This window comes from Flavobacterium sp. PLA-1-15 (genome assembly GCF_049060005.1).
In the GTDB taxonomy this organism is placed as follows: Bacteria; Bacteroidota; Bacteroidia; order Flavobacteriales; family Flavobacteriaceae; genus Flavobacterium.
The window spans coordinates 1-12,842 of the sequence record NZ_JBMGQS010000048.1 but is presented as its reverse complement, the minus strand read 5'-3'; the positions used below and the strand labels follow the sequence as shown (position 1 = coordinate 12,842).

9 protein-coding genes and 1 pseudogene are annotated in these 12,842 nt (G+C 35.5%); 7 read left to right on the top strand and 3 right to left on the bottom strand.

Annotated elements, in window-relative coordinates; translation table 11 throughout:
* A pseudogene (locus ACI6PS_RS15940) lies at positions 1–824 on the bottom strand (hypothetical protein); the annotation flags it as partial.
* 1,029 nt (positions 825–1,853) lie between these two features.
* Here ACI6PS_RS15940 and ACI6PS_RS15935 point away from each other — a divergent pair.
* The 7 genes from ACI6PS_RS15935 to ACI6PS_RS15905 all read left to right on the top strand — a co-directional run bounded on the left by ACI6PS_RS15935 (position 1,854) and on the right by ACI6PS_RS15905 (position 11,288).
* Complete coding sequence (locus ACI6PS_RS15935) at positions 1,854–2,483, top strand: helix-turn-helix domain-containing protein (protein ID WP_421013566.1); 630 nt, start codon at positions 1,854–1,856, stop codon at positions 2,481–2,483.
* Positions 2,484–2,553: 70 nt separating this feature from the next.
* Positions 2,554–3,549: a helix-turn-helix domain-containing protein gene (locus ACI6PS_RS15930; protein WP_421013565.1), complete on the top strand. Its 996-nt coding sequence runs from the start codon at positions 2,554–2,556 to the stop codon at positions 3,547–3,549.
* A 433-nt stretch (positions 3,550–3,982) separates the two neighbouring features.
* Positions 3,983–4,561 (top strand): hypothetical protein, encoded by a 579-nt coding sequence (locus ACI6PS_RS15925; RefSeq protein ID WP_421013564.1) that lies wholly within the window; start codon positions 3,983–3,985, stop codon positions 4,559–4,561.
* A gap of 154 nt (positions 4,562–4,715) precedes the next feature.
* Positions 4,716–5,624: an ABC transporter ATP-binding protein gene (locus tag ACI6PS_RS15920; RefSeq protein ID WP_421013563.1), complete on the top strand. Its 909-nt coding sequence runs from the start codon at positions 4,716–4,718 to the stop codon at positions 5,622–5,624.
* A 6-nt stretch (positions 5,625–5,630) separates the two neighbouring features.
* Positions 5,631–6,467 carry an ABC transporter permease gene (locus ACI6PS_RS15915; protein ID WP_421013562.1) on the top strand — a complete coding sequence of 279 codons (837 nt, stop codon included), beginning with the start codon at positions 5,631–5,633 and terminating at the stop codon, positions 6,465–6,467.
* 43 nt (positions 6,468–6,510) lie between these two features.
* Positions 6,511–8,796, top strand: coding sequence for a choice-of-anchor L domain-containing protein (locus tag ACI6PS_RS15910; RefSeq protein ID WP_421013561.1), 2,286 nt, complete (start codon positions 6,511–6,513; stop codon positions 8,794–8,796).
* Between the two features lie 47 nt (positions 8,797–8,843).
* The gene (locus ACI6PS_RS15905; protein WP_421013560.1) at positions 8,844–11,288 is read left to right on the top strand and encodes a T9SS type B sorting domain-containing protein; all 2,445 of its coding nucleotides are present in this window, start codon (positions 8,844–8,846) and stop codon (positions 11,286–11,288) included.
* 44 nt (positions 11,289–11,332) lie between these two features.
* On the opposite strand, the gene ACI6PS_RS15900 is transcribed toward ACI6PS_RS15905, so the two are convergent.
* On the bottom strand, positions 11,333–12,595 hold the full coding sequence (locus tag ACI6PS_RS15900; RefSeq protein ID WP_421013559.1) for an asparagine synthetase B: 1,263 nt from the start codon (positions 12,593–12,595) through the stop codon (positions 11,333–11,335).
* A 122-nt stretch (positions 12,596–12,717) separates the two neighbouring features.
* Positions 12,718–12,840 (bottom strand): T9SS type B sorting domain-containing protein, encoded by a 123-nt coding sequence (locus ACI6PS_RS15895; RefSeq protein WP_421013567.1) that lies wholly within the window; start codon positions 12,838–12,840, stop codon positions 12,718–12,720.
* Between the last annotated feature and the right edge of the window lie 2 nt (positions 12,841–12,842).

The following is a 12,842-nucleotide window of genomic DNA, read 5'->3' as shown; positions in this document are numbered from 1 at the left end:
CCTATTGGTCCCTGATTTCCTACTGGTCCTTGATTACCGTCTGGTCCTTGATTTCCTATTGGTCCTTGGTTACCGTCCGGTCCTTGGTTACCGTCTGGTCCTTGGTTACCTATCGGACCTTGATTACCATCTGGTCCCTGATTTCCTATTGGTCCTTGATTACCATCCGGTCCCTGATTACCTATTGGACCTTGATTACCATCTGGTCCTTGTTCTCCAACTGGTCCTTGAGGACCTTGTTGCCCTACTCCACCATCTGCTCCAGCTGGTCCTGCCGGTCCCATAGGTCCATCATTACCTTGTGGTCCTTGTGGTCCAGCCGGACCTTGTCCCATATCAACAGTAACTGGAACTCCAGCTTCATTAGTATAGGTTATTGTACCATCTCCATTATCAACCAGTGTTGTTACTGTTTCATGCATCTGGACTATTTCCTCAAAATTGATAATTTGAGTAGTGCCTCCAGCATCTATATAAGTAAATTCATTTGTGATCGGATTATAAATAACATTTCCTTGAGATGGTGATATTTCATCAGAAATCACCAATCGGTGCCATTTATCATCATACCAGTAGTAATACCCAGGTGTTATATCTGAAACTGTGGCGGTATTGAAAACCAGTAAACTATTAACATTCCCACCTGTTATGGTTGTAGTATCAGTAGAATTGGTCAATGGCAATCTAGGAATAAGAATACCTCTGTCAGTAGCTACAACTTCAAGCTGGGAAGAGTTGTCAGGTAAAGACGTACCAATTCCTACTTGCCCATAAGCACCGTAGAATCCTAAAACCGATAATAGTGGAAGGAACTTGTTTTTCATAATTCAATCTTTAATATTTATTCATATTTTTTTTAATTGCGAAAAGCAACATCCATTTCAGAATGATTTACAATCAATCATTGTGCATGAATTTTGCAGACGATTCAAAAAATGACTAAAATCCGACAGTTAGATTCTATCTAATTTTTTGAAATTATAAAATATAGGTCTGTTAGACTTTAAAATATGCTTAAAGCACATTTATTAGCAAATAATTATCACACTTTTGAAACCAAAAAACCAAGATTTACAACATAACCTTCGCTATTTTTTAAAAATAAAATAAAGCATTCACTTTTTGAAAGAGTATAAGATTGGGGATAACTCTACAATAGTCTTTTTTTAAATATAAAACACAATTCAATTTGCTTCAAATCAAGAATTATATTTTACTATGACAAATATTTATTTTTTTTCAAAACAAAAAATCGACTATATAAGCTATTTTATAAAATGACTGATACTCACTCATAAATCACTGATTTAAAACACTATAAATCTTTTTAAAAACAAAAGTGAGTATCTAAATATTTGTTTTGACTTATGAAATATTCTTTTTGACTAGGAACAAAACATGAAAAAAGTGTTGTATTAAGGTTTTTTTTGTAGGTTTAGAGCGTGAAACAAACATTTTAAGAAAAGATAACAGAAAGATTTTCTATTTGTGAAAACATACCACTATTAATGAATCCATTTATTACTGAAAGAGACAATAAGAGAAAAGAATTTGGACGCTTATTTATATTTTCTTTATTAGCCATATTCGCCTTCTATAATGTTTTGATATTTTCTTTTCGATATTTTGATGTCAGTTATGAATTAAAAATCGATCAGCAGACGTTGTTCATCTCTTTTATATTGTCCTGTTATGTTGGGTATCTATCGGTTAAGGAAAAATTTAACTTCTGGATAATTTATAAAGCCATAACGGCAGGTTTATACCTATTGGTTTTTTATTTAGGGCTGGTAACGTGCCACCGATCAATGTCGGTTTGCTTATTTTATATACCTATACTGCTAATGATTTTGATGCAAACATCCTTAAAAAAAGCAATGGTGTTTGTTGTAGTTACTTTAATCCTTTGCTTTTTTTTACAATCGCTTGCTGAGATAACAGGAGCATCAGTTCCTGAAGTACTAAATGAAAGAGAAAAAGAAATCCACAGGAATCTTACTTATGTGTTGTACACAATTGCTGCTTATCTATCATTCCTTACTTTATACTATTATACTGAACTAAATAAGATTGAAAACAAAATGGCTTCCGTAGATTTATACGTAGATTTTAAACAGATGGAAGAGGAAAATACAGCCTCTGCAAAATTATTTCTCAACATAAAAGAATATATGGAACAAAAAAAGCCGTATATTAACCCTGATTTTACAATTAAAATGCTGGCTCAAAAATTAAAATCAAATCCAACATACATCTCCAGAGCCTTAAACAATGAAGGAGGGAAAAAATTTACCGAATTTGTACAAGAATATCGGATTAAACAAATTATTGAAGACATCCATAATAATCAGGAGGAATACACTTTAGAGGAATTATACAAAAATGCAGGCTTTACGAACCAATCGACATTCTTCAGAAATTTTAAGGAAATTACAGGAATAGCCCCATCTAAATATATTGAGAACTTGAATAGAAAAAAGTAAAACCCACAGCCACCCCCACATCTTATCACAAACCATATAATTACTATAATCAAATTCCATTTGTATAAAGATGCAACACCCTAATAAGCAATTAGTAAGCAAAAGAAAAAAATTCAGCAAAATCTTCGTAATGTCAGTTTTGGGCTTATTGCTATTTATTATTGTTTTTGACCAATTACAGATAGATGGAATACAGCCAATAGTACCACCTTATATCCTATTGTCTGCTTTTTTCTCAATTACCATAACCAGTTACATCATTTCAAAATCACAATATGATTTTGAACATATCTACCGAATCACAACATTATTGATAACTACATTCATTTTTTTCTGCAGCATGTATGTGCAACATGTGTCCATTGTGATCTATCTGCTTTATGTTCCAATGTTGCTGATGACGTTGATGCTGACTAATCTTAGAGCTACAATAATAACTTCGATTTTCATTTTAATAATTTGCTATTTCACACCTATCCTCTCAGAATCGCTTATTGTGGCGGAGGATAAGAACAAATTCAACAACAGCAACATAATTAAATTTCAAGACTATGTGTTAATCGGGTTTTCAAGCTACCTATCCATTATTATACTATACTTTAACAATGAATTCAACAAACTGAAAAGTCATTCTCAACCAGCAATTAAAGACAATTTCATAACGGATTCAAACACATTTGCAACAATATTATATGAAGATTCAAAAACGGATATGCCTCCTGATAAGATGGAAGTACTTTATGACAGAATAATTAGCTTTTTTGAAAATGAGAAGCCTTACACAAATCCAGATTTCAATATTACAATGCTGGCAAAGGAACTTGATACAAACGGCTCCTATATCTCCCAAACTTTGAGGAAGAAATCTTCTAAAAATTTTAGAGATTTTGTGAATGAATACCGTATAAATCAAGTAATCTCTGAACTCTACAATGTAGCACATAAAAAATTTACCATCGAGCACATTTACCTCAAAGCTGGATTCATTCAGCAATCTACATTCAATAGGGTTTTCAAGAAAGTAACAGGAGTTACACCTTCTCGATATATCGAAGATTTATTATAATTCATTTTATTTTTTTTCTGAATACTAAATTGTAATCTCGTCATCTAACAGCAGATTATTTACAATTTATAAAAAGCAAGAAACTTTTTCTTCTATCTTTTAAATTTCTACCTTACAAGGCATCCTTTTCGACTACTAAAAAGCATACCCATACCTTAGCTATACCGTACCATATTGCATATTACTTCCTGTATGCACCATGGCAACTTCCTATATACTATCCGTGTGTGGATACTCCTCTTAAAAAACACTGTCTTAAATTACAAACCTACCAATACTAAAAGAGTACCATTTTCAATAGCTTTCTTTTCAATAGAAACAAATTTTTATCAAATATTTTAATCGACTAATAACTTAAAAACGAAACCAAAACGCAACCTTTTAATTGTTTTACAATCTATTAGATAGAATTATCAATCAAAAAACCAATATTATGAAGACAAAATTTATTACCCTATTTGCATTTGTAGTCTTACTGACTTCGTGCGTTGGAGCAGAAGACGATCTAAGCAGCACCATTCCCGTTCAAGACAACAAAGTGCTTCTTTTAAAAGTAGATTATACTACAAATACTTTTGAAGGAGGAAAAGAGCTTACATTTAGTGATACTACTGCTACATTCAATATTGAAGTAGAGTATCAGCAACCAGGAGATTTTGGAGGCATCCAACTGTATTACAAAGAGCTAGATGCAAAAATATTCGACGGTACCATTGTTTGGGATGGAACTGGAGAAATAAACTATCCTGAAAGCTTTGAGCCCGCAAGTAGTTTTGAAGTAACGCTTACCAATGATTACGTATTTCCTACAGAAGGTTTTGAAAATGTATTTAACCCTACTGAAGGGAACTATGACTATCAAACCATCTGGAGTGCCGTACAGAGCTTGATAAAAGCACGCGAGTTTGTATTATCAAACCCTGATGCAAAGGCAAGAATTTTCCTTTATACTCCTAGCGTAGGGGTTGGCAATCCCGAAGAATGGGATTGGATCATCATACTTAAAAATTAGATTGCTGTACGTTCATAATTTTTTGTTTTGTTTTAATTGGAAATGCGTTTCATCTTGAGGATGAAGCGCATTTTTTATTTTGTAAATAATCAACAACTTCGAGTAACAAATTGCTATTTGACTCGTCAAACATTAAAACCTAAAATCAATCATCTTGGAAACTATATTATCAATCAAAAATCTCCACAAGCGTTATGGCTATGTCCACGCTGTAAATAATGTGTCCCTAGAAATTCAAAAAGGAAATGTATACGGCATCCTTGGCCCTAACGGAAGTGGAAAATCAACCACTTTGGGTATCGTATTGAATGTAGTCAACAAAACTTCAGGTGAGTTCAGCTGGTTCGACGGAAAAATCGATACACACGAGGCCTTGAAAAAAGTAGGTGCAATAATCGAGCGCCCTAACTTTTATCCTTACATGACAGCCAAGGAAAACTTGGAACTCGTTTGCAAAATCAAGGGTATCAACTATGCCAAAGTCGAAGAAAAACTGACACTTGTTGGCCTGATGGAGCGAAAAGACAGCAAGTTCAGAACTTTTTCGTTGGGAATGAAACAGCGTTTGGCGATTGCCTCTGCCCTATTGAACGATCCTGAAATTCTTATTTTGGATGAACCTACAAATGGTCTTGATCCGCAGGGAATCCATCAGATTCGCGACATTATTAAGCTCATTGCAAGTCAAGGCACTACTATTTTGTTGGCTTCACATCTGTTGGATGAAGTAGAAAAGGTTTGTTCGCATGTTTTGGTTTTGCGTAAAGGACAAATACTTTATTCCGGAAGAGTTGATGGCATAACGGCCAACGAAGCTTTCTTTGAACTCTGTGCAGATAACAACGAGACTTTAATTGCAGTATTGCAGAACCATCCAGACGTTGAAAAAACAGCACTGGAAAATGGCAAAGTCATCGCTTACCTGAAAAGGGACTTGGATGCCGCAGCGATAAACCGTTACCTCTTCGAGAATCAAGTCGCACTGAAACATCTTGTTAAAAAGAAAAACAGTCTGGAAGAACAATTTCTTGAGCTTACCAAAAACCATCCATCAAAAAACTAAGACAAAATGAAAAGATTACTCTCAATAGAATTACAAAAAATATGGAAGAACAGGGCTAGCCGTGTCCTTACACTTACCTATTTTATCCTGCTTACTTTTATCGCCTTGATTGCATCGATAAAATTTGACATTGGAAACTTTAAATTGCACTTTGCTGAGTTAGGCATCTTTAATTTTCCATACATCTGGCATTTTAATACTTATATCGCAGCAATTTTGAAATTCTTTCTGGCCATAGTGATCGTTTCAATGATGGCAAATGAATACAGTTATGGCACATTAAAACAGAATCTTATTGATGGAATGAGCAAGAAAGAATTTGTACTTTCAAAGTTTATCACTGTGTTGATGTTTGCCTTAGTATCGACAGTTTTTATTTTTATAATGTCGATGATTCTTGGTTTGAGTTTTTCATCTTATACTGAAATCGGAATCATTTTTACGGATTTAGACTATCTCTTGGCATACTTTATTAAGCTTGTCGGCTTTTTCTCTTTCTGTTTGTTCTTAGGCATCTTGGTAAAACGTTCTGCCTTTGCAATTGGTTTTCTGTTTGTTTGGAACATTCTTGAAGCAATAATCATTGCGGTATTGAATTATCAAATATTTCCAAATAACGACTATGACAGGAACTTCACGCAGTTTTTACCGTTGGAAGCAATGAGCAATTTGATTGTTGAACCTATTACAAGGTTATCTGTAGTAAAGTCAATTGGAAATCAAATTGGAGTTGCAGATTCAAAAATATACAGCGTTGATTACCTTGCCATTTTGATTGTATCTGCATGGATCGTTATATTTATGTTAATGTCATACAAACTCCTAAAAAAACGGGATTTATAGTATCTTTGCAGATACTATGAAACATATAAACTTCCCCTTTTATATGCTGTTTCTGTTGTGTTTTTCGGCATCAGTTTCTGCTCAATATATTACCGTTGACGACAATGCTTCTCATGAAGATTTGGTTAGAAACGTACTTATAAATAGTCCGTGTGCTAATGTTTCTAACATTAACGTTTCGGGGTGGGCTTTTGGTGATGGTAATTCGTATGGCTACTTTACTGCAGGGACTAGTACTTTTCCTTTTGCCGATGGAGTCTTGCTTACAACTGGAAGAGCAACAGCCGCAATAGGCCCTAACAGTGGGATTTTGAGTGACGGCCCTACCAACTGGCTGGGCGATACGGATTTGGAAAATGCTTTAGGAATAGGTGGTAGTTCAATAAATGCTACCGTTCTAGAATTTGATTTTTTACCGTTGGCCAATAAAATAAGCTTTGATTATATCTTTTCTTCAGAACAATACTTGAGTAATCCTTCTCAAAATCAATGCAATTTTACAGATGGTTTTGTTTTTTTGCTAAAGGAAGTCAATGGAACGGGAGGTTATCAAAATTTGGCTGTAATTCCTGGAACAAATACCCCTGTAAAGACCAATACAGTTAGAGGACCTGGCACAGTTTGTCCGGCATCAAATGAAAACTACTTTGATGCTTTTAATGGATTTGAACACCCTACAGGTTATAACGGGCAGACAGTGGTGATGACAGCTCAGGCGAATGTTACTCCGGGTGTTTTGTATCATATTAAATTGGTCGTTGCCGACCAAGGAAATAATTTATATGATTCTGCCATCTTTCTTGGTGGAGGAAGTTTTAAGATTGGGAAAGACTTGGGACAAAATCGTTTAATTGCTTCTGGGAATCCTCTTTGTGATGGCGAAAGCTATATGCTGGATGCGACTGAACCCGGCACCAATACCTACCAATGGTTCAAGAATAATGTAGCGATAACCGGAGCTACAAATCCCATTTACAATGTAACCAATAATGAAGGTGGTACTTACACCGTTGAAATTACCTACAATAGTTCAACTTGCGTTTCAAAAGGAGAAGTTACTTTAGAATTTTCACCACCCGTTATTGCCAATCAGGCAACGTTGGTTCAGTGTGATGACAATAATGATGGTGTTACAACTTTTAACCTTATAAAAGCGGACAGTCAAATTTTAGACGGACATCCAAACTTGTCTAGTCCTATCTATTATGCAAATCAAACAGATGCAACACCCATTGCAAACCCTGGTTCATTTACTACGACTGCTCCAAGGACAATATATGCACGAGCAAGCAATTCGTATGGTTGTTTTATTTTTGTGGAAGTTTCGCTGGAAATTTCAAACAATAATGTTCCAACTCCTGCACCCATTATAGTTTGCGATGACACCGACGGAATAAAAGACAATGTCTATGAATTTGATTTAACAGCTGATGTAACACCCTTGGTTACAGCAGGACTTCCTGCAGGACTGCTTGTCGTTTATTATGCAACTTCGAGCAATGCCATAACCGAAACATCACCTTTAGCCAATACCTATCGTAACCTTACACCCTCCCAAGAAACTATCTGGGCAAGGATCACAAACGGTCCCGAATGTTATGGCGTGATTCCTGTGACTTTGGTCATCAACAGTTTTACAGCACAGGATTTTGAAGACGAGGAAATATATTTATGCGATGGCTTTAACAGCATTACATTATCAGTGCCTAACATCTATCAAAGCTATATTTGGAACGATGCAAGTGCATCAACAACTAATGCCATTACTGTAACTTCCGCAGGAGAATATATTATAACAGTAACGGGTGCAAATGGCTGTACCGACAGTAAGAAATTCATCGTAAAACCTTCTGGTAAAGCTACAATTACTTCTGTCGAAATAAACAATTTCCATGGAGGAGAAAATTCAGTGCTCATCAAATATTCAGGCCTTGGAGACTATCAATTTTCTTTAGATGGAATCAGCTATCAAGACAGCCCGCTTTTTATAAACATTCCATCAGGATTGTACACCGTCTATGTTAAGGACATCAATGGTTGCGGTATTACCCCAAAAGAAATTTATGTATTGGATTATCCAAAATTCTTTACTCCTAATGGAGATGGATACAATGATATTTGGAGGATTGAATACTTGAAAAAAGAACATCCAAAATCTATAATATCTATTTTTGACCGTTACGGAAAATTGCTTTATAATTTTTCTGGAGAAGGAGATGGATGGGACGGAAACTTCAATTCGAAGCCACAACCTGCCTCAGATTATTGGTTTGTCATTAGTTTAGAGGACGGACGTGTGGTTAAAGGTCATTTTTCTTTAAAACGATAGCTGACTATTAAAATATTAGAATAAATTTGTTACTTTGATTTTATAAAATGGTTAAATTAAATTACTTATTTATAGTCCTATTGTTTTTTATTACTTCAAAAGGCAATGCCCAAAATGATTGTGTGGATGCAATCGTAGTTTGTGGTAATACTGGTTTTGAAGGCCTGAGTGCCACAGGTATTGGAAGTCAAGAACTTAACGGATCCAATACTTGCGGAAGCAGTGAAAATAATAGTATTTGGCTACAACTTTCAATAGGTACCGGAGGAACCCTTGGTTTTACCTTAACACCCGAAAGTACTAACATTGATGTTGATTTTGATTTCTTTGTTTATGGTCCAAATGTTACGTGTGGAAATATTGGTCAAGCCAAAAGATGCTCCACCATCAATCCTGCAGCGATGGGTGCTCCGAATAACTTAACCGGTATGAGGGATATTGCTTCAAACCAAGAAAATGAAGGCCCAGGAACAACTAATCCTGCTGAAAATGGCTTTGTCGAGTGGCTCACCGTCAACAGTGGAGAAACCTATTTCCTCATCATCGACAGACCAATTGGAACCAGCAATTTTTCACTAACCTGGACTGGAACAGCAACATTTACCGAGCCTCCAACATTCGAAAATCCTGTAGGAACAGCTTTAGATATTGAAAAGTGTGATACCGATTTGATTCAAGATGGTTTCACATCATTTAATTTGGATCAAAACTCGAGTATAATTATAGGCGCACAAACAGGTGTTGTAGTAACCTACCATCTCAATCAGAATGATGCGCTGACGAATGATGCGTTTATAGCAGATTCATCAAACTTTATCAATACTTCCAATCCTCAAACTATTTTTGCAAGAATTACAGATACAACAACTGGTTGTTTCAGTACAAGTGATTTTACAATTGAAGTAATCAATTCTGTAAATATTCCTGGAAGTCGATATGAGATTTGCGATGATACTACAGATGGTGATGACGGCAATGGGCAAGGAACTTTCAACTTAAATGATGTTACCCTAGCATTAATGGAAGGTCAAGATTTGACGGGCCTTGTTGTTGAATACTATACTTCCAGTAGTGATGCATTGGGAAATATTGGAGCTTTCTCAAGTACTTTTTACAACAGCGTTCCTAATCAGGAGCAAATCTTTATAAAAATTACCAATACAGACGGATGCTTCAGAATAAAAGCGATAGATCTTATAGTAAATCCACTTCCTGCAAAAATCAACTCTACATTAGTACAATGTGATTCTGGCCTAAACCCAGATGGCATAACTTTATTCAACCTAAATCAAGCCATCGACGATTTAACCAATGGAGTTTCCAACTTAAGTGTTACTTTTTTTGAAAACGGAAATCCTATAGACGCTAATTATACCAATACATCAAATCCCCAACAGATAGAAGCATTGGTAACAAACAATAGGACAGGCTGTTCCAGTTTTAGTATTTTAAATCTTGAAGTAAATGTGCTTAGCCAAGTAGTCACTATTGCCCCTCTTTGCGACATAGTCAATATAGAAGATGGTTTTAGATCATTTGATCTGAATACTTCAACTTTGGTTTTATCGGGTACAGAAACAGCTGTATTCTATGAAACACTTGATGAAGCATTATTGGAAGAAAATCCAATCCCTGACCCTTCTGATTACACTAATACAACTGCCTACGATGCTACAGTTTACGCTCGTGTTGAAGACGGAAACGACTGCTCCGGAATAAGCCCTATACGATTAATTGTAAATACATTACCCAATATTGTCAGACAGGGAGATGATAACATTTATGTATGTGCAAACCTCCCATTAAAGTTTATAACATTAAATGCATCTATTTTGCAAGGCGCACAAAGCGACTATACCTACGCTTGGTTTAAAGATGGCACTCCTTTACCTCAAACGTCTTATAGTATCCAAGTCAACCTTCCTGGAATTTACACTGTAGATGTAACCAATGCAAACGGTTGTACAATAACGCGAACAATGCCAGTTCTAAATTCTAGTGATGCTACTGTAGAAGAAATAATTGTTCAAGATGTGACGATAGATGTAAACACAATAACAATTACATTGGATGCATCAAGTATTGGAAATTATGAATACAGCCTAGACTACCCAGATGGTCCTTTTCAAGAATCTAATTTTTTTGATAATGTAAGAGGTGGAATTCATACCGTTTACATCAGAGATAAAAATGGGTGCGGAATGATACAAGAGTTAGTAATTGTAATAGGTATTCCTAAGTTTTTCACACCAAATGCTGACGGTTATAATGATCATTGGAAAATCAGCGGTGTCAATCAATTATTCAATTCCAAAACTGTCGCCTACATCTATGATCGTTATGGAAAACTGGTAAAAAAATTGATGGGAGATGACACAACGGGATGGGACGGCACCCTTAACGGCACACAAATGCCAGTTGATGATTATTGGTATGTTATAGATCTGGAAGATGGGAGAACCACCAAGGGACATTTCTCACTTAAGAGATAAAAAAAGAAGAGCGAATATTTTGAAATATTCGCTCTTCTTTTATACTATGTTTTTTGTTTTTTCTTTCTTGCTGCAGGGAATAAAACATTGTTCAATATCAATCGATAGCCTGGCGAATTAGGATGTAAATCCAAAACCGTAGGCTCATCACCCACTCTATGCTGATAATCCTCAGGGTCATGACCTCCAAAATAAGTAAACATTCCCTTTCCAATTTGACCGTGAATGTAACGAGCCTCACCATTAAAGTGATTTTCCCCCATAATTAAAACATTCGACTTAATAAGATTACTATCGTATGAAGTTGTCTGTCCCATAAATCCCTTTACCAACTGCGTGTGGTTCTGACAAAGCATGCTAGGCACAACATCCCATTTAGCTGAAAAATCCATTAAGGTAAAATAATCCTTCTCCATTGGCATCTTTCTTTTCTGAGTCATATCAATATCAGAAAACTCATAAACATTAGGATTTCTTTCAAGTGTATAATCTTTGAAAGCAAAACTTTTTCTGTAATCAATTCTCGACTGGTAATTTCCATCGCTTGCATCACCATCAAACATAGGTTCACAAATGTCAATACCATCTGCTGCCAATGCTATATCAAAACTATCCGTGGCAGAACACATAGCAAACATAAAACCACCTCCTATCACAAAATCTCTGATCTTTTTAGCTACAGCTAATTTAGAATCTGAAACTTTACCATAGCCCAACTTGGCAGCCAACGCTTCAGCATCTTTTTTTTGCTCGATATACCAAGGCGCATTTTTATAGGCACCAAAAAACTTGCCATATTGCCCTGTAAAATCTTCATGATGAAGGTGAAGCCAATCATACAGCAGTAAGCCATCCGACAAAACTTCTTCATCATAAACAGGAGTAAAAGGAATTTCTGCATACGTCAAAACTAATGTTACCGCATCATCCCAAGGTTGTTTGCCTTTAGGAGTGTAAACCGCTATTTTAGGAGTTCTCTCTAAGACCACTGCCTCCATATTTTGTGATGGGCTTGAAATTTCATCAAGGATACCATTTGATTCACCATCCGAAATCACTTCATAACTAACACCTCTTATTTGACATTCTTTTCTTATTTCTTGTGCATCAGGCAATAAAAAGGAACCTCCTCTGTAATTTAGCAACCAGCTAATTTTATATTGCTTATCTAAAGCCCAATAAGTAATTCCGTAGGCTTTTAGATGATTCTGTTGCGTAGTTTCATCCATTGGAATCAATATAAAGGAGGCTCTTGTTGAAATTGTAAAGAAAAATATCAGGAAATATAGTAATTGTTTGAAAGACATATTTTACTTTTTATTTCAAAGATAGAAGATTTTAAGTGAAGAAAAATATAAAAGTCATTTCCAAATATCCAATACATAAAAAAACCCGTTCAAGTTGAACGGGTTTTCCAAAAACATTTTATTTATCGTTTCATTGCAAAATGAGATTTAAACTCTTTTCTAATTCCATTTTCCTCGTAATCGAGAGTAAACCAATAATCCGTTGCTGGCAGTGGCTGTCCGTTGTAGGTACCGTCCCAGCCCAATC